Raw genomic sequence first — 17,802 nt, forward strand, 5'->3', positions numbered from 1 at the left:
TCATTTGATACTAATTTTGAAGGGAGGATATGGGAGTCGTTGATGTGAGGTCACTGTGTACATAAAAAATAGACAAACAAAATATGGGGGAATACACATCGTGCGCAATAAGCTTTTTACGTTAATAATGGCCATAATTCTAATTTTTACAGGAATAAGTTTTCCAGAAAAAACATCAGCAAGCAATGATGTTGAACGTATTAGTGGAGCAAATCGAATTGAAACGGCAATTGAAATTTCTAAGAAAGTTTCACCTGGAAAGCTAACAACGGCAGAAAAAGCCGTTATCCTAACTCGTGCTGATATGCCTTTCGATGCACTAGCAAGTTCTGGTTTAGCCGGTGTGAAACAAGCTCCTATCCTATTAACTGGATCCACAAAACTTGATTCTAACGTTGCAAAAGAGCTAGAACGACTTGGAGCCAGAAAAATTTACATTCTAGGTGGTATGGGAGCAATCAGTCAAGATGTTGAGAATCAATTAAAACAAAAATACACCGTGTCCCGATTAAAAGGGTCAGATCGTTTTGAAACGGCCAACGCTATCAATCAAGCCGCTGAACTTGATCAAACTTCGACAGCTATTATCGTTAATGGCATGCAAGTAGCGGACTCTCTTTCAGCATCAAGCGTAGCAGCTATTAAACATTATCCTATTTATTTATCGACTGTTTCAAAAGCACCTAAGCTTCCTTCGAGCATTAAGACAGTCTATTTAATTGGTGGGTCTTCTGTAGTCTCTGAAGATGTACGTACTCAATTAGAACAACAAGGCAAGAAAGTTGTCCGTCTTTCGGGAAAAGATCGTTTTCAAACAAACATTGCTGTTAATGAAGCTTTCTTCGCCTCTAGCTCATCTTACATTCTAGCAAGAGGAACTTCCGTACTAGCCGATCAGGAAGATTACCCTGATGCTGTAGCAGCTGCTTCTTTAGCAGAGAAATTTGATGCACCTGTTGTTTTGGCTCACGACGTCAAACCTATTACAGATGTTCAAACGTATCTCTTTCAAAATGCTTCTTCATTAATGGTACTAGGTGGTGAAGGTGCTCTTTCTTCTAATATTGTCAATTCTTACAAAATGAAAGAACAAGTAGAAGAAGTTGTTTTAGAAACAGGTATTGTTACAGCTTCGAGCCTAAATGTGCGTACAAGTCCTGAAATGAATGGCACAAAAATCGGAGCATTGCCACGTAATGCTGAAGTTGCAATCTACGGTTATGCTGGAGATTGGGCAAAAATTAAGTATCAGGGTCAAGTAGCTTATGTTCACAGTGGTTACCTACTCCTTCAAAGCAGTGACTCATTAAACAACTTAACCATTGTTGTCGATGCTGGCCATGGAGATCATGATCCTGGTGCAAGCAATGGCAAACTATTAGAAAAAGACATCAACCTTGATGTTTCGCTTTATCTCGAGAAAAAACTTAAGTCAGCTGGAGCGAACGTTGTTATGACGAGAAGAGATGATACGTTCTTAGAGCTAAGAGAGCGTTCAACTATCGCCAATAACTTAAATGCCGATGCGTTTATTAGCGTGCATACAAATGCAGCGAGTGAAGCAGCTCATGGAATTGAAACGTATTGGTACGATAAATATAGCTCAGCGGAAAGTAAAGCTCTTGCAGAAAGCATTCAAAAACGATTAATTGAAGTAACAGAAGCAAATAATCGTGGCGTAAAGAACCAGAGCTTCTCCGTAATTCGAGAATCAAAGATGGCAAGTGTTCTTGTCGAAGTCGGTTTCTTAACGAATAATGAAGAATACAAGCTTCTTCTTACACAAGAGTATAGAGAAGAACTTGCTGAAGGCATTTATCAAGGGGTATTAGATTATTATAAAACGAAATAACGGTTTGAAAAGGACCCTCCAATTATTTAGGAAGGTCCTTTTTCGTTTTTAAATCACATCTGGTGTTATCCGTCAGTGAAATTATCATTTATAACCCAAGACCAATCGACGTTTGATTTGTATACGATGTATAGGCAATCAGTTGATTAATTTCAACGATTTCCTTTTCACTATAGCCGTGCTCTTTTAGTTTCTCTAGATCCGCTTTCTCCAAGCTCTTTGGATTCGCAACAAGTTTCTCTGCATAGCTTAGAATACTTTTCAAATGACGCTCAAAGGCATTAGAGCTTTTATAGTTATGAAGCTCTTCGAGAATTGACTCATCACCACTAATTTCTTTTAACAAATTTCCATGTCCGGTATAACAAAATTCACACCCATTTAAATGAGATACAAAAACCACAACGGCTTCTGTTTCAAATTCATTTAAAACACCTGCTTTAACAGCTGCAGCTAAAGGCATAAACGCTGAAAAAACATCAGGACTTTTCGCAATCAGTCGATTAAATACAGGAACGGGGTGTTCAAGGTCTTCGTAGATATCAAGCTCCTTTATATCTGATTGTTTGGCAGGTTTAATCCAGGGCATTTCGATCATCCTTTCTTTACTTTACCTAACCATATCATATCAACTTGTTCTTTCACTCTTATTCCTTCTTCAAAATGGTAAAGTTCTATACTGAAATCTATGTATCGTTTAAATTCCATCTAGAAAAGAAAAATTAATAACCCACGATATTTAGCGATAATGGTAAAATAAAGTCGAAAAGATCACCACAGAATTCGAGGTGTAGACGCATGCAGTTAATGCACGACTTTTTCGTAAATATGATGATTATGCTAGCGCTACTCTTTATTTATTATCAGTTTTATAGAGACGAGAACCTGGCGCCAACTTCTTCAATAAAAAGAAAAATTTTTAGTGGATTATATGCAGGATTGATTGGGATCTTCCTTATGATCTATAGCATCCAAGTGGATGCAACAACAATCGTTGATTTAAGACACATCCCCCTTCTACTTGTAACACTTTACGGAGGCGCTTTGCCTGGATTTATCGCTCTTGTTGTGATTCAAGTGACACGGTTTTTGATTGGTATTAACCTTTCTTCCTTTGTATCGCTTAGTTTGTTAACGTCACTTTACTTAGGTTATCTTTTATTTAGAAAATGGGAAATTCCGATTCTAATCAAAGCGATTTGGATGCTCATTTACTCAAACGTTATCTTCAGTCTGATGATTGTATACTTTTTACTTGATATAAAAAGCTTATTCAGTGAAATCAATGTTCTTTATTGGGTTACCTCAATCGTAACAGGATTGATGGCGATCTATACAACAGAGCACTTACGAAAAATAAATTATCTCTTTAGAGAATACAAAAAAAGTGCCACCATCGATCCTTTGACTGGATTAAATAATGTTAGAAGCTTTGATGAAGCGTTAAATCGCGCGGTACAAGCTGCAGCTACGGACGAGAACAAGCCATTATCACTTCTAGTCATTGATATCGATCATTTTAAGAAAGTGAATGATACATATGGCCACGCAGCTGGAGATATCGTGTTAAAACAGTTTGGTAAGACGCTAAGAAGTGCTGCCAGATTGAACGATGTTGTATCTCGAAATGGTGGAGAAGAATTCACCATCTTACTAGGTGATTGTTCCAATAGAGAGGCATTAGAGATTGGAGAACGTGTGCGAGCCATAATCGAGGAAAATTCGTTTATGATTACGAAGGATATAAGCATTCATATCACAGCTTCAATCGGTGCTAGTACTTTTCCAGAAACGGTTCCAACTCCTTCCCAGCTTTATCGTGAAGCCGATGAAGCCCTTTATCAAGCCAAACGAAGTGGACGGAATCGCATCTATTCGAATGAACAAACAGTAAAAGTTTATTAATATCTAAAAAAGGGGCCTACTGCCCCTTTTTCATTTTCTTTGATTCTTAATAATTCATCAAAGCATTAACGTGCTGTCTAACAAATGGATTGGGTAGTAATACCAATTCTAAATAAGAGTTCACTCCGCATTCCTTGGAAGCTGAATATAAACCCGCGTCCCTTCTCCAGGTTCACTCTCCACTCGAAGACTACCTTTATGCTCGGTAATGATTTTGTTACTCACAGTCATACCAAGGCCTATGCCTTTTTCTTTATTTGTATAAAACGGCACACCGATTCGCTCAAGTCTTTCTTCTTCAATTCCAACGCCATTGTCATGGATCTCAATGGAAACGTTATTTTGATTTTCTTCTAGAATGACATCGATTTTTCCATTTTCCTCAATCGCTTCAACTGCATTTTTTAGAATATTAATAAACACTTGCTTCATCTGATTTTTTTTACAACTAATGACGATTGTTTTTAACTGACTGCTAATATTGATCCTAATGTTTTTGGAAGCAGCCTGCGGTGTTAATATGTTAATCGCATTTTTAATTAGTTTTAATAAGCTTACCTCAGCAACTTCACCTGCCTCTGGTTTTGCAAGGGAAATAAAGCCATTGATTACCTCTTCTATTTTGGTAAGCTCTCCTTCAATAATTTGATGATACATCCTATCATGTTCTGCTTCTTTCTTCGCTAAAAGTTTTAAGAAGCCTTTAATTGATGTAAGTGGATTTCGAATTTCATGTGCAAAACCAGCCGCCACGTCACCAATGATTGCTAACTTTTCAATATTTTCTCTATATTGCTCTAGTTGTATTTTTTCAGTGATATCTCTTGATATAAATACAAAATGATTAACTTGCTCATCCCCCTCGCTTACAGCCATCCCTTTTGCTTCGAGAATAACGCTGTGCCCAGAAGCATGCCGTTTTCGATAAACGGTTGTAATTGATTGTTTCGTTTCCGTTAAGCTTCGAATAGCTTTCTGACATTTTTCATAATCTTCAGGATGGATAAACCTTAGAATATCCTTCCCGATAACCTCGCTTTGCTCATAACCTAATACTTCTTTATAGGAGGGGGAGGCGTAGACAGTAATCCCTTCATGATTCATCATACATATTAAGTCATTGCTGTGTTCAAGGATCATGCGATGCTTTTTCTCATTTAATTGCAATTTCATCTCAGCCTCGTGTTTTTCAGTCACATCTCTTGAAACGACCACATAAGAACATTCTTCTTCGTTTAAGATGCACGTCCCCTGGGATTCAATATAACGAAAAACCCCATCTTTTCGCTGCATACGATACTTAATCATTAAAGGCTTGCGGAATTTAACCAGCTTATAAAACTCTGTTCTCACATGTTCCCTGTCTTCCATATGAATATATCGAATCGAACTGCGCCCAATTTCTTCATCTATGCTTGCTCGAGCATAATCTCGATAGGAAGGCGAGACATAAAGTAGTCTTCCGTTCGCATCAAGTAAACTAATAATCTCATTCATATTCTCAGTAATGAGCTCATAGTTTGCGTACATTTCTTGTATTTTTTTGGTCTCATGATCAACCTCTTTTATAATCGCTGACGTTTGACCAAGAAAATTCTCCACTGGAATCGCCAAAACCTCTACAGAAACACTGGACCCATCTTTCCTTAGCCAACGTTGAATGAAAGCGCCAGGATTCACTCCATTGATCGAAGCCTCGATTCGCTTTAAAACAGTTTGTCTCTCTGATGCATGAATCGTCTCCCAAATCGACTTTCCTTCTAGTTCACTAAAATCGTTATAGCCAAGAAGATAAACAGCTGCAGCGTTTATATAAAGCCATTTCTCATTTTTTTGAACGACAAGAGCTGTTGTAGAGTCTTCATAGTACTTCACTAAACTCGTTACCTTATCCCTCTCTTCTTGTAAAACATTGTCAGGAGGAGGGCTCGAGCTTTTATAGGTCATATTCTCTTTGTTATAAGTCATAGCTACTCCTTCTAAACATGATAGTTGAATAAATAGGTCTTTGGAGGGAGAATAATGTTTCAATCATATCTTCTTGTAAGGGGGCTTATTTTCCTGCATAATTGCCTGATAATAAAAAAGAACCTCTCGAAAGAAGTTCTTTACATTAAATCGGTTACAGCACCTGTATCATTTTAGCTCCTAAAGTACCATTTACTTTATGAGGCATTTGTACGAATGGAGAAAAGGTATATAGCTAAACTGTTAACTTATTATAACGGCTATTAAAAACGTTCTGCATACCATTCCCGTCCAAATTCGACTACCTTTCTCTGATCAAACAACTTGCATACAGCACCTCCAATTTTCATTGTTTGATAGTTTTCCATTCTCTCAAATTCATAGCCGATCTTCTCGAAACATTCTGAATCGTAGTCCATTTCGCTGTAGGTTTTCCAAACCCTCTCACCATTCTCCATCAACGCCGCTGATTTTGTAACGTATACTTGATTTTTTTTCGCATGCTCAGATAAATGAAGTGAGGTATTGCTCTCATGGCCAACACCTATGAAAAGAATTTTTCCATTTAGCTCGTAAATTTTAGCTAGAGGCGATGTCTCTCCAAATCCTGCTTGGAGCGGTTGATGCTCCGTCACGTACTCTTTGTTCTTCCCCCAAGCTGTAAAAGAGTACATTGGATGATGACTTCTTACGACCCCTGGAAATCGTCTGAAAAGCTCAGCAATCGCGCCCATACCTCTTGTTGCTGTTGTTTCGCATGAGAAGGCCGGCATATTTTCACGAATAACTGGCCACCATGATTCAGGAACAGGGGGTGCCATCCAATCTGCCGGATCTGAATTACCGGCAGATTGAGCAGGCATGACGAGCGTCCCATCTTCTCCAACCGCTTCCATAAGCGCTTGAATAACGGCTTCAGCACCTCCGCATACCCACCCAAGTGAACTAAGTGAAGTATGCACAATTAAAGTCATCCCTTCCTTTATCCCTAACTCGCGAAAGTCCGCTACAAGACTACTGACTGTGTGTGGCATACAAACCGTATGAATCGCTTTTTTTTCTGTCATCTCTCTTCCCCCATTAACATTTCATATAATTGTTCTCGTTTTAAACTTAGCTGTTCTTTCTCAACAAATAAATCCTGATATTCTCTTCTGCAATTCGTCACGCTTATTAGCTGATCAATTTCAAAAAGACGTCCCTCGAGTTTTTCGACTTCTGCTTCTGCATCAAGCCCTACCTCCGCTTCCACCGGATCCGTTTTAGTCTTCTTCTTTTTAACCGTAGATTCTTTTTCCTGCTCAAAGGTTTGAAGGTGCTTTTGTTTTGCCTCACTGTAAGGATAAATATAGTGGTGGAGATGAATATTTTCTATCCAGTACGTTACCGGAAAACATTTATTTAAAAAATAGCGATCATGAGAGACACAAATAATGGTACCTGTAAATTTATCGAGTGCATCTTCTACTATTTCTCTCGAGTCAATATCGAGATGATTTGTTGGCTCATCAAGTACTAATAAGTTCAGCTTCTGACTCATTAACTGGGCCAATCCCAGTCGCATTTTCTCCCCACCGCTTAATGATGATACTTTCGAAAAAACGCTGTAACCATAGAAAAGAAAGCTGGCTAACTCATGCCTTGCATCTGATTCAGAAACCTTTGCAATATCCCGATACGCATCAATAACTCTCTTCTGTCCACTTTCTTTCAAAACATGTTGAGACAGATAACCGACTTTTACGCTTCCACTTATGCTCACCTTTCCGTACTGAGGCGGAATTGAGCCAAGTAGCGCTTTCAAAAGCGTTGTTTTCCCACTTCCATTTTTCCCTACTATCGCCACACGTTCCCCGTAACGAATGTGCAAGTTACTACTCTTTACTAATGATCGTCCTTGATAACCAATTGAAACATCTTCAAAACGAACGACATCTTTTCCGCTTCTCTCATTCAAATCGAATTGCAATCCCATTTTTCTTCTTTCTAGAAGAGGTCGCTTGATTTTATCGATGCGTTCAAGCGCTCTTTCCATATTCCTCGCCCGTTTGTGAAGCGCAGCATTCGGTGGATTCGCTTGATTTGCCCATTCTTTTAATCGTTTAATGGCTTCTCTCATTTTCTTTATTTTCTTTTGTTGCTCTTGATAAGCTTCAAATTCAGCTAGCAACAATTTTTCTTTCTTTTCTACAAAACCACTGTAGTTTCCTTGATAAACATGTAATTCACCATCTTCCAGGTCCATTATTTTCGTCACAACTTCATCAAGAAAATAGCGATCATGTGAAACAATGACAATCGTACCCTTATATTGCTGCATAAACGTCTCCAGCCATTCCACTGCTTCCACGTCCAAATGGTTAGTTGGCTCATCTAGTAACAATAATTCAGGTTCTTGAAGCAATAACATACCAAGACTGACTTTCGTCTTCTCCCCACCGCTCAGTCGATCAAAGGATGTAGAAAGAAGGTCCTTGATCCCAAGTCCATTTGCGACATAATTTATAGACGAATCAATTTCATATCCACCTTTTCTCGTAAAAACCTCAAGCAGTTGTCCATATTCCTTTAACGTGCGATCATTCTCATCCCCTCTCCCCATTTCCGATTCGAGTTCGCTCATTCGCTCTTGCATTGTAATAAGGTTAGTGAAAGCTTTTCTAAGAACTTCTTTAACTGCTAAATCAGAATCACTCGCACTTTGCGCTAAATAACCAACTTTTGTTCCCTTCTTATAATGGATCACACCATGATCAATTGATTCAATTCCCGCTATAAGTTTTAAAAGAGTCGTTTTTCCACTTCCGTTCCTACCTACGATTCCAACTCTGTCATTCTCCATTACTTCAAATGAAAGATCCTCAAATAAGCTATTTCCACCAAGCATTTTACTAATTCTTTGTGCAGTACATATCATGTTTATCATCCTTTCTACAAACAAAAAAACCACAAATAAGGTTACCCCTTACCTGTGGTTTAATCTGGAATACATCATCTTTAAGCCACTATGAAGCCTCGTACTTAAAGAAAAAAGAGAACGGCAAATTACCGCTCCCTTAACTGTTCATTTATCGATTCCGCCTGAAGCAGGGTAAGAGAGCCTTACGCTTTTATTTCTATGAAGTTGCTGAATTTGGACACACTTGTCCCCTCATTAGCAACTTCATGAAAAATCGCACGGCAAATCGATACATAATCCATAAATTCCGTACGAACAAAAGCGTTAGACATCTCTTCCACACCTCCTCTAATTAATAATTCTATTCTATCTGAATGATCTGACAAAATCAACCCTCTGCTACGCGAAGCCCCACAACGGATATGACGACACAGGATATTAACACTAATTGCATTCGGTTTCTTGGTTCCTTAAACCAGTACATCCCAATTAAAACACTCCCCGCTGAACCAATTCCCGTCCAAATGGCATAAGCCGTACCTACTGGCAATGCCTTTAAAGATAAGGACAGCATAAAAAAGCTCACCGAACCGAATAGGATCGTAAAAATAGACGGTTTTAATTTAGTAAACCCTTCAGATAACTTTAAACTAATTACACCGCCAACTTCACCAAGCCCAGCGATTAATAATGCAATCCATGCCATTGTAAACTCCTCCTATGCTTCCTTCGCATTCAGCTTTAAGCCAATAATGGAAGAAATGAGCAATATGATAAAAAAGATTTTCATTAAACTAATTGATTCATTTAAAAACATCATGCCAATGACCGCTGTTCCTGCGGCTCCAAGTCCAGTAAAAATGGCATAGGCCGTACCAACAGGTAAATACTTTAACGCTCTCGCAAAAAAGTAAAAACTTGTTACAATTCCTACAATCGTTAACAAACTAATTATTGGATTCGTAAATCCATCAGAATATTTTAAGCCAATTGCCCATAAAACTTCCATCAGACCACCTATTACAAGATAAATCCATGCCATGCTACTTCTCCTCCCTACTATAAACACCTTTAATAAAAGCCGACCACGAATTTTCCAAACGTTTTTTATGCTCTTCAGGTGAATAATAGAAAACCTGTTCAAACACCCCGTCAAGTAGACATAAATAAGCATCAAAAACCTGTTCCCACTCCTCTTCGCGGACCATCTGTACAAGGATTGATTGAATCACCTGTCTCATCACATCTTCTGTTTTTTCAAACATAGCGTATATGTCTGATCTTAGCGATTCAGGTGGAAACAGCATCATTCGTTTAAAGATCAGACCTAACTCATCATTTCTTAAATAACCTGTGTTTTTGTGAAGCAGATAATAAAGCTGATCTTCTGGGCTCCGATCGCTTAATTCTTCTGCGGTCTTTATAAAAAACGCATTGTAATCAACGGAAACTTTATGGATGACGCCTAAAAAGAGATCTTCCTTACTTTTATAATGTGCATATAGAGAAGGCTTCTTTATTCCAACACCTGAAGCGATTTCTGATAGGGAAGTTCCTTCAAATCCTTTACGAGCAAATAAAATGAGTGCAACCTCTTTAATGCGATCTTGAGTTGAATCTTTTTTCATTCCACAATACCTACCAATCGTTAGTTTACGAGGAAAATTAAAACGCAGGACACTACCTACCGTTCGTTAGTTATTATACCAATTCATTCTCATTTTTGCAATGAAACTAAAAAAAGCAGCTACCAGAATGGGATCTCGGTAGCTACATCTAAGGGAATAAGGGTTTTCAACTATTAGACGATACTGCAAGGAATGAGGTTTCAAAATAGAATAACTTTCCTTAAAAAATAAAAGGTGTTTCCCTTCCCTAAAGACCCTTCGCTTGTTTGCTTTCATGAATCACCACAAAAAAAAAGGACCGGCGAATGCCGGTCTTCCTGGTAACGGAATATTTGAAAGGGGGTCTTGAGATCATCTTATCAAAGGATATATGGTGTGAACAGGACCCTAAAACACGGGACGAACGTATGAAACAACTAATATTACAAGATATCAGGATTATAGACCTGCGACTATTCACTCAATTTTATTCACGTTCAATCAAATCATGTCTTTCGTATTAATAACGAGACACAAAGTGCTTAGTTAAAGGATAAAATGCAAAATTTGCGTGAAAATTGCTTTATATTTCAATTAACCAACAACCCTTTGAAAGATATTTCCCTCTTCAATAAAATGTGTCAAAATATAACTAGTGATTGAGATTGAAAGCAGGTGGAATAAGAATGTATTGTCCACATTGTGGAAAAAAGAGAGGCCAAAATGAACAATTCTGCTTCTCCTGCGGAAAAGAACTGATTTTGCAGAAAAACTCCAACCGAAGTCTTTCCATTTTGTGGCGTTGGTTACCATTGATGATTTTCCTTATCCTCGCTATCTCCCTTTCAGGCTATTATCTTTATGAAGAATCGGTAACGCAATCAGCGATTCGCTCATTTGAAAAAGGAGAAGAGTTGGCGAAGAAAGGCGATTTTGAAGCAGCTCAAGAACAATTTAAAGAAGCACAAAAAAACAGAAATCATTTCCCAGCAGCTGAAGTGAATAGAAATATAGTTGCCACTGCACTTACCGTCGAAGATACGCTTAATCAGGCTGAAAAGGAAAGACAGCAGGACCACTATAATGAAGCACTCGAATTCATTCGACAAGCTGAGGATACAACAGCTGCTTATAATGGAGAAGTTTCCTCTCATTTACAGAATAAGATCGCCTCCGCTCGAACAACTGTCATGGTTGCTGAGTTAAAGTATGATATGAAAGGAAAAAAATCGATTGATGAATTGAAACCTGTTTTGACGAGAGCAGAAACGTTACAGGTTGATGAGGCGCAGGAAATTGCTAGTCAAATTCGCAGTCAGCTAATAGACTTTACAATTAATGAAGCGAATCAATTTTTAGAAGAAAATCACTTTACAGAAGCACTCAATGCCGTTGACGAAGGATTACAGATTAATAAAGACCATGAAAAATTATCAAACCTGAAGACCGTCATTGAAAAAAGACGAAATTCTTTTGAAGAGGAACAACAAAAGCGCATTGAACATGCGATGGTGGTAGCTGCAAAAGAAGAAGAAATGAACCGAACGAGTGCAATTGAACTAACCGATTTAAAAACGGAAATAACCGATTACGACGAATTAAAAGTAACTGGTCAAGTGACAAGCAAAGCTACCGTCCCGGTAAACTCGATTGGAGCCTCCTATAAGGTAATCGACGGGGAGGGGAACGAATTCGATCAAGGTGAAGTGTATATTAATCCCGACAAACTATATCCTGACGATACAGGAAAATTTGATTTTATGATCTATGATGTTGGTGATGAGGTGGAGAATCTTGATGAGTTTACTGTACAAATTGATCACTTTACATGGTATTTGGATTAACTGAAAGGAGTATGTAACAACGGATGTCCAAGAAATTAGCTTTACTCCTATCCCTGACTAGTTCTCTGTTCATTCTAGTTATCGGAGGCATAGGTTTTTATTTTTTACATGATTCCTACTCGAATACGGCCGTTAAAGCAACTTCTTCTCTCGGTAAAAAAACAGATACATCAGAAAAGACAGCTGAAGAACCAAATTTAAAATCCGTGATTCATGAAACACAAAAAAGCGTCGTCCAAATTGAGGTTAATTTAAAAGACGGGTCATCTTCAGGCTCTGGCTTCCTCTACAATTCGGAAGGGGACGTCATTACGAATGCTCATGTCGTTAAAGGAGCACAAAAGATTACAGTTAAAACGTCCGACGCTAAACAATTCGAAGCGCAGATTATTGGTATGGGAGATATAACTGATGTAGCGGTCATACGCGTACCTGGCCTAAAAGAGAATCCCCCGCTTACAGTTGCTGAGGAACGCATGGCAGAAGTTGGCGATAACATCATCGCTCTTGGAAGTCCTCTCGGGCTACAAAACACTGTAACAACCGGGATTGTTAGTGGTTTAGATCGAGAGTTTATTTTAGAGCCTTATCGCTATGAACATATTTACCAGATATCAGCACCTATTACAAAAGGAAACAGTGGTGGCCCTCTTATCGATGCTATTACAGGTGAAGCCATTGCGATCAATTCTGCTGGTACAGATTCAGGCGCCATTGGGTTTAGCATCCCACTTCCAAACGTCATCGACCAAATCAAAGGCTGGTCTGATGAACCGATTAAACTAACAGTCGATGATGAAAGTAAAGAAGAAGTAGCTACACCTCAAGGACTGACGGGAGAAGATTTTAAAAATAATGCTACTTACCTCATTGGGTACTTTTATGAAAGTCTATCCACTCAAGACTATGTAACAGCCTACTCTCTGCTTGGAAGCCGCTGGCAAAGCGAGATGGTTTATGAAAATTTTCGGAAGGGTTACATCCATACTCTCAATGTTGAAGTTTCGAATATGACCGGTAGCTTAAATCAAACCAATGACGAAGTAAAAGTAACGGCAACAATTAATGCAAATGAACGCACTGAGGATAAAAAAACGACGACCTCACTCTATAATGTTACTTATCAAGTCGGTTATGAAAATGACCAGTTAAAAATTCTAAATGGAAATGCTCAGAAATTAAAATAAAGATTATCATAGCGTCACCACACAAAAGGTTAGAAGAATCACTTCTAACCTTTTTTTGTTAATTTATGGTCAAAGCGATTTAACAATCGCTTCCTTTTGGGGGATAAAAACCTTCTTGAGAAATATAAATCGCGTTTTCAGGGAAAACCTCTTGTAGTCGACGTTTTATTTTCAAGTACGCCTGCCGATCATACCAATCATTCAAACCATTTTCCTCAAATAATTTTCGAATCCCAAGCTGCTCCGTTCGTTTGCCCCCACTTCCATCTCCCATAAAAAAGTCATCAAGTGTAAGGCGATCCGTTACTTCAGCTAACTTTAGTGGGAATTGCTCTGAGCATGGTAGAAGTGGTGCGACAGCAGCTTGTACTGGTATACCTTCAGAGCGTAATTCTTGAATCGCTTTTAATCTTGCCTGTATCGGTGGAGCTGATGGAGCAAAGATTTTGCGAATTGACTCAAGATCGGTTTCTACTGTCATACTGACAAGGATTTTATTCTTGTATTGCTTTAGAAGGTCGATATCTCTTGTAACGAGTGGAGACCGGGTTTGAAGAAACAAAAAGTCAGGACTTTCTTCGATCATCGCCTCTAACAACCCTCTCGTTAAGTGCGTTTTATGTTCCACTGGTTGATACGGATCTGTCGAAGAAGACATAAAGATCGATACCCGACCCTTTTTACGTGCTTTCGGGATTTCTTTCTTCACAAGATCAGTTGCATTTTCTTTTATATCTACCCAGGCTCCCCAATCTTCTTCTCTAAAAAGGGATATCGGCATTCTTCTAACGTAGCAATACGAACACCCAAAGGCACATCCAGCGTAAGGATTAAGCGTATGACTATACCCATGAAGAAACCCAGTGCCTTTGGTTAAGATCGATCGAGCTGTTTTTGATTCAATTGAAGGTTTCAATTCTTCTCCCTCCCTTCACATTAAGTATAGCACAAACCGAACATACATTCGATCTCCCTGTATACATTTATTCATTCTGGACACTGTAAGCAGAGAAAGGTGGAATGCATCTTGAACCGATACATTAGCGCAACACTTGTTATTTTCTTTCTCTTACCAATGTCTTCGAACGCAGCTAGTCCGGTACAGCTTCTTCAAGGAAAGTGTCCAACCCCCATTTTAAGTGAGGTAAATTCCAAGGAAGGACTTCCTTCTAAAGCGAACTCACTCCTAGCAGGACTTATGGCTACAAACCAGGACACGAAAACGTGGCAAATTGTAAGCATTTCTCCTTTAAAGAAAACGTCTCACTATTACAAACCTGCTTTGAAAGCCTGTAAGAAAAAGGTGGCAGACCACACCTTTTTAATTGACGTGCTTATCACAAAAAAATCAGTGCAACTCCCTGTAAGGATGCATCTTTTTGCTACAAAAGAAAAGAAAGAGTGGAAAATTTGGGGACTTACTTCTTACTAATCACGCATAGTTTTTTTTAATTAACACATACTAGGAAAGCGTGAAAGCTAGCCTTTAGGATCTATACTCACGCACCTATCCCACACTCTTATTTCACACTCGGAAAATAAGAGCCAAGCCCGATCAGGACGCTGATCGGGCTTTTTCATTGGAGGTTTCGTTCGATAAATTCTTTGAATTTCACAGCTTCATCCGATAAATGGTGATAGACCAGGTACGTGTGAACCTCAGGTAGCCTAATTTCTCTCGTATCTACTTGTAGCATCCTTCCTTCAAATAGCTCTCGCTGAACAGAGGAACGTGGTAGAAAAGAATACCCCAATCCTTCTTCTATAAACCGTTTTGTAATATGAACTTGTGAAACAACCATCGTCCGAATGCCTTCGTATTTCGATCTTAACTCGACTAATAGATCGTCCCAATAATCCGGATGATTGTGCGTTAGGAGCGTTAACTGTGTACAAAAATCATTTAGCGAAAGCGGCAGACTCGTTTCAGCATCGCCACCATCATGTGGAACGACAAGCACAATCGGATCAGCTCCAATTTGCTCGCACTTTAGATGGGTCTCTACCGATTGCATGCGAGATAGCCCGAAATCTGCCACATTTCTAGCCACCATCCCTCCAATCTCATTCGATTCACTCACTTTTACAACAACTTCTATCGATGGATAAGCTTTCATAAATTGCTGTAACACACTCGGAAGTACGGTTGCTGCAATCAATGGAGATACAGCGAGCGTTAATTTGTGATGGTATCCCTGTCGCCAACCATTCATATGACGTAAGCTTTGCTCATACTGCTCCATCATTTCCTTCGCATGAGGTAAAAACTGCCTTCCTGCTTCAGAAAGGACAACCCGACGTCCACTTTTCATAAACAACTTACTACCAACCTGTTTCTCGAGCTGTTGAATATGAACCGTTACAGTTGGTTGGGCAAGATATAGTTTCTCAGCGGTCTCCCTAAAATTTTCGTAACTTGCTGCCGCAACAAACGTTTTAATCCAATTAATGTTCATCTTATTGCACTCCTATTAATTACGAATCTCTATTAATTATAAGTTAATAATTTATTAGTCATAATCATAACGAAACGATAGACTAAAAACAAGACGAACAGAATGGAGTTGAGCATATGATTCATGCAGGTTTAGAAGGAATCGTTGCAGCTGATTCCAAGATCAGCCTTGTGGACGGCGAGAATGGATGGCTCGTCTATCGAGGAGAATGGGCTAAACACATCGCAAAAGAAAAGTCATTTGAAGAAGCTACTTATTTTCTATGGAATGGCGTGTTTCCTGATGCTAAGCAACTAAATGCTTTTACTTCATCACTTGGTGAAGCAAGAGTTTTATCGACGAGTCATAAAGAAATTATCAATCGTTTGCCAGATAACACGGAAATGATGAGTGTTGTTCGAACTGTATTGTCTGCCATCGGTAATCAATCGTTTCAGTTTCCTGCGACGCAAGAGCAGGGCATTCAACTACTGAGTATTGTTCCAACAATCATTGCTTATCGCTATCGAACTCAAAAAGGATTACCTGTCGTTGAACCAGACTTATCACTTTCTCATGTAGGGAATTATTTATACATGCTCACAGGTAAGCAACCTCAGGACAATCATGTGAAAGCATTAACAGCGTATTTTATTTTAACAATGGAGCATGGTCTAAATGCCTCTACTTTTACAGCACGCGTAATTGCTTCAACTGAAAGTGACCTGGCATCGGCTATTACAGGAGCGATTGGTGCTATGAAAGGGCCACTTCACGGCGGCGCTCCAACTGGTGTAATTGATTTGTTAGACGAAATTAAGCGAGATGGAGACGCGGAGAAAGTATTACGGGATAAACTTGAAAATCGTGAGAAGCTTATGGGCTTTGGTCATCGCGTCTATAAAACCCGAGACCCCCGTGCTGCCGCTTTAAGCGAAATCACTTCAGACTTTTATGATGATGAAGAGTTTCAATTAGCACACGAAGTAGAAGAAACTGCTGTACGTCTTTTACAGGAGTACAAACCTGATCGTAAACTTTATGCGAATGTTGAATATTATGCTGCAGCGATCTTAAGAGCCATTGAGCTTCCTACAGAACTATTTACGCCTACGTTTACAGCCGCAAGAACCGCTGGCTGGATTGCTCACGTTTATGAGCAAAATGAAAACAACCGCATTATTCGCCCATCCTCTGTTTATAGCGGGAATATGCCGGAGTAAGTGGTGGTTGGTGGTGCCTGTCACCCGCGCTATTTGTCGAACCAAGCCTCCGAAAAGAAGCTTATTGGCTAAATGATGTGTATATTGGCCAAAACGAGAATATATTGGCTAAATTTGATTTATATTGGCCAAATCTCAACTTTATTGGCTAAACTCCAAAAAAGCAGCCTGCTGGAATCCCTCAGCAGGCTGCTTTTCTACTATTATTACGCTTTATATGGAATCGGATCAACCGCTCCAGCTTCTTCAAAACCTTTCAGACGCAATCGGCAGCTATCGCACTCGCCGCACGCTTCTTCTTCACCATTGTAGCAAGATGTCGTTAATTCATAGGGAACGTTTAATCTTAACCCTTCGCTAACAGTATCAGCTTTCGTCAAGTTAATAAGCGGGGTCTCAATCTTCATCTCACTACCTGTTGCGCCTGCTTTTGTAGCTAAATTAACCGTTTCATTCATGCTTTCAATGAACTCAGGTCGACAATCAGGATAACCACTGTAGTCAACAGCCGATACACCGATATAGATCGCTTCTGCACCAATGACTTCTGCATAAGCAGATGCAAGGGAAAGAAAGATCATGTTACGTGCGGGCACGTAAGTTACGGGGATCTCATCTTCATCCATATCTGTCGGTACATCAATTGAATCATCTGTGAGGGCACTACCACCAATTTGATTTAGAAAACTAATGTTTACAATGCGATGATCAGGTGCATTGTAATAGTTCGCTACTTTTTTGGCCTGCTCCACTTCGCGGTTATGCTTTTGACCATAGTGAAACGTAATCGGGTAAAGCTCATACCCCTGTTCCTTTGCCATTCCCATACATGTAGTACTGTCTAAACCACCGCTTAAAACGATCACTGCTTTTTTACTCATC

General features: G+C 39.2%; 17 protein-coding genes. 6 read left to right on the forward strand and 11 right to left on the reverse strand.

All coding sequences use genetic code 11. The annotated features are described in order from the left end of the window. Positions 1–100: 100 nt before the first annotated feature. On the forward strand, positions 101–1,852 hold the full coding sequence (locus LCL91_RS13650; protein ID WP_224883156.1) for an N-acetylmuramoyl-L-alanine amidase: 1,752 nt from the start codon (positions 101–103) through the stop codon (positions 1,850–1,852). Between the two features lie 88 nt (positions 1,853–1,940). Here the strand turns inward: LCL91_RS13650 and LCL91_RS13655 are convergent, their stop codons facing one another. Beyond that, positions 1,941–2,441: a carboxymuconolactone decarboxylase family protein gene (locus LCL91_RS13655; RefSeq protein ID WP_224883158.1), complete on the reverse strand. Its 501-nt coding sequence runs from the start codon at positions 2,439–2,441 to the stop codon at positions 1,941–1,943. A 209-nt stretch (positions 2,442–2,650) separates the two neighbouring features. Here LCL91_RS13655 and LCL91_RS13660 point away from each other — a divergent pair, with 209 nt between their 5' ends. Then, positions 2,651–3,757 carry a diguanylate cyclase gene (locus LCL91_RS13660; protein ID WP_224883160.1) on the forward strand — a complete coding sequence of 369 codons (1,107 nt, stop codon included), beginning with the start codon at positions 2,651–2,653 and terminating at the stop codon, positions 3,755–3,757. Between the two features lie 120 nt (positions 3,758–3,877). Here LCL91_RS13660 and LCL91_RS13665 read toward each other — a convergent pair whose 3' ends face one another. The 7 genes from LCL91_RS13665 to LCL91_RS22130 form a co-directional block, all read right to left on the reverse strand. Further along, the gene (locus LCL91_RS13665) at positions 3,878–5,725 is read right to left on the reverse strand and encodes a PAS domain-containing sensor histidine kinase (RefSeq protein WP_224883162.1); all 1,848 of its coding nucleotides are present in this window, start codon (positions 5,723–5,725) and stop codon (positions 3,878–3,880) included. Between the two features lie 263 nt (positions 5,726–5,988). Next, positions 5,989–6,792 carry an aminoglycoside N(3)-acetyltransferase gene (locus LCL91_RS13670; RefSeq protein WP_224883165.1) on the reverse strand — a complete coding sequence of 268 codons (804 nt, stop codon included), beginning with the start codon at positions 6,790–6,792 and terminating at the stop codon, positions 5,989–5,991. Continuing rightward, entirely contained in the window at positions 6,789–8,642 is a 1,854-nt protein-coding gene (gene abc-f, locus LCL91_RS13675) for a ribosomal protection-like ABC-F family protein (protein WP_224883167.1), read from the reverse strand. The genes LCL91_RS13670 and abc-f overlap by 4 nt, the downstream gene beginning before the upstream one ends. A gap of 185 nt (positions 8,643–8,827) precedes the next feature. Continuing rightward, the gene (locus LCL91_RS22060; RefSeq protein WP_255640036.1) at positions 8,828–8,956 is read right to left on the reverse strand and encodes an RAxF-45 family protein; all 129 of its coding nucleotides are present in this window, start codon (positions 8,954–8,956) and stop codon (positions 8,828–8,830) included. 56 nt (positions 8,957–9,012) lie between these two features. Then, complete coding sequence (locus LCL91_RS13680) at positions 9,013–9,330, reverse strand: DMT family transporter (protein ID WP_224883169.1); 318 nt, start codon at positions 9,328–9,330, stop codon at positions 9,013–9,015. Between the two features lie 12 nt (positions 9,331–9,342). Beyond that, positions 9,343–9,666, reverse strand: coding sequence for a DMT family transporter (locus LCL91_RS13685; protein ID WP_224883170.1), 324 nt, complete (start codon positions 9,664–9,666; stop codon positions 9,343–9,345). 1 nt (position 9,667) lies between these two features. Beyond that, the gene (locus LCL91_RS22130) at positions 9,668–10,252 is read right to left on the reverse strand and encodes a TetR/AcrR family transcriptional regulator (protein WP_305078295.1); all 585 of its coding nucleotides are present in this window, start codon (positions 10,250–10,252) and stop codon (positions 9,668–9,670) included. Positions 10,253–10,917: 665 nt separating this feature from the next. Between LCL91_RS22130 and LCL91_RS13695 the strand changes: the two genes are divergently transcribed. After that, positions 10,918–12,075 (forward strand): zinc ribbon domain-containing protein, encoded by a 1,158-nt coding sequence (locus LCL91_RS13695; RefSeq protein ID WP_224883171.1) that lies wholly within the window; start codon positions 10,918–10,920, stop codon positions 12,073–12,075. Positions 12,076–12,098: 23 nt separating this feature from the next. After that, the gene (locus tag LCL91_RS13700; protein WP_224883172.1) at positions 12,099–13,262 is read left to right on the forward strand and encodes a S1C family serine protease; all 1,164 of its coding nucleotides are present in this window, start codon (positions 12,099–12,101) and stop codon (positions 13,260–13,262) included. 79 nt (positions 13,263–13,341) lie between these two features. Here LCL91_RS13700 and LCL91_RS13705 read toward each other — a convergent pair whose 3' ends face one another. Then, complete coding sequence (locus LCL91_RS13705) at positions 13,342–14,178, reverse strand: SPL family radical SAM protein (protein ID WP_224883173.1); 837 nt, start codon at positions 14,176–14,178, stop codon at positions 13,342–13,344. A gap of 111 nt (positions 14,179–14,289) precedes the next feature. Here LCL91_RS13705 and LCL91_RS13710 point away from each other — a divergent pair, with 111 nt between their 5' ends. Then, complete coding sequence (locus LCL91_RS13710) at positions 14,290–14,694, forward strand: hypothetical protein (RefSeq protein ID WP_224883174.1); 405 nt, start codon at positions 14,290–14,292, stop codon at positions 14,692–14,694. A 145-nt stretch (positions 14,695–14,839) separates the two neighbouring features. Here LCL91_RS13710 and LCL91_RS13715 read toward each other — a convergent pair whose 3' ends face one another. Next, positions 14,840–15,718: a LysR family transcriptional regulator gene (locus LCL91_RS13715; protein ID WP_224883175.1), complete on the reverse strand. Its 879-nt coding sequence runs from the start codon at positions 15,716–15,718 to the stop codon at positions 14,840–14,842. Between the two features lie 116 nt (positions 15,719–15,834). On the opposite strand from LCL91_RS13715, the gene LCL91_RS13720 reads away from it, so the two are divergent. After that, positions 15,835–16,920 carry a citrate synthase/methylcitrate synthase gene (locus LCL91_RS13720; RefSeq protein ID WP_224883176.1) on the forward strand — a complete coding sequence of 362 codons (1,086 nt, stop codon included), beginning with the start codon at positions 15,835–15,837 and terminating at the stop codon, positions 16,918–16,920. Positions 16,921–17,126: 206 nt separating this feature from the next. Here LCL91_RS13720 and queC read toward each other — a convergent pair whose 3' ends face one another. Then, a complete protein-coding gene (gene queC, locus LCL91_RS13725) occupies positions 17,127–17,801 on the reverse strand; it encodes a 7-cyano-7-deazaguanine synthase QueC (RefSeq protein WP_224883178.1) in 675 nt (224 codons plus the stop codon). Position 17,802: the final 1 nt, after the last annotated feature.

The organism is Guptibacillus hwajinpoensis (assembly GCF_020171785.1).
GTDB lineage: Bacteria > Bacillota > Bacilli > Bacillales > Guptibacillaceae > Guptibacillus > Guptibacillus sedimenti.

Excerpts from the sequence above, each read along its gene's own strand:
- LCL91_RS13655 (WP_224883158.1), bottom strand. The coding sequence starts at position 2,441 with ATGCCCTGGATTAAACCTGCCAAACAATCAGATATAAAGGAGCTTGAT.
- LCL91_RS13660 (WP_224883160.1), top strand. The coding sequence starts at position 2,651 with ATGCAGTTAATGCACGACTTTTTCGTAAATATGATGATTATGCTAGCG.
- LCL91_RS13665 (WP_224883162.1), bottom strand. The coding sequence starts at position 5,725 with ATGACTTATAACAAAGAGAATATGACCTATAAAAGCTCGAGCCCTCCT.
- LCL91_RS13670 (WP_224883165.1), bottom strand. The coding sequence starts at position 6,792 with ATGACAGAAAAAAAAGCGATTCATACGGTTTGTATGCCACACACAGTC.
- abc-f (WP_224883167.1), bottom strand. The coding sequence starts at position 8,642 with ATGATATGTACTGCACAAAGAATTAGTAAAATGCTTGGTGGAAATAGC.
- LCL91_RS22060 (WP_255640036.1), bottom strand. The coding sequence starts at position 8,956 with ATGTCTAACGCTTTTGTTCGTACGGAATTTATGGATTATGTATCGATT.
- LCL91_RS13680 (WP_224883169.1), bottom strand. The coding sequence starts at position 9,330 with ATGGCATGGATTGCATTATTAATCGCTGGGCTTGGTGAAGTTGGCGGT.
- LCL91_RS13685 (WP_224883170.1), bottom strand. The coding sequence starts at position 9,666 with ATGGCATGGATTTATCTTGTAATAGGTGGTCTGATGGAAGTTTTATGG.
- LCL91_RS22130 (WP_305078295.1), bottom strand. The coding sequence starts at position 10,252 with ATGAAAAAAGATTCAACTCAAGATCGCATTAAAGAGGTTGCACTCATT.
- LCL91_RS13695 (WP_224883171.1), top strand. The coding sequence starts at position 10,918 with ATGTATTGTCCACATTGTGGAAAAAAGAGAGGCCAAAATGAACAATTC.
- LCL91_RS13700 (WP_224883172.1), top strand. The coding sequence starts at position 12,099 with ATGTCCAAGAAATTAGCTTTACTCCTATCCCTGACTAGTTCTCTGTTC.
- LCL91_RS13715 (WP_224883175.1), bottom strand. The coding sequence starts at position 15,718 with ATGAACATTAATTGGATTAAAACGTTTGTTGCGGCAGCAAGTTACGAA.
- LCL91_RS13720 (WP_224883176.1), top strand. The coding sequence starts at position 15,835 with ATGATTCATGCAGGTTTAGAAGGAATCGTTGCAGCTGATTCCAAGATC.
- queC (WP_224883178.1), bottom strand. The coding sequence starts at position 17,801 with ATGAGTAAAAAAGCAGTGATCGTTTTAAGCGGTGGTTTAGACAGTACT.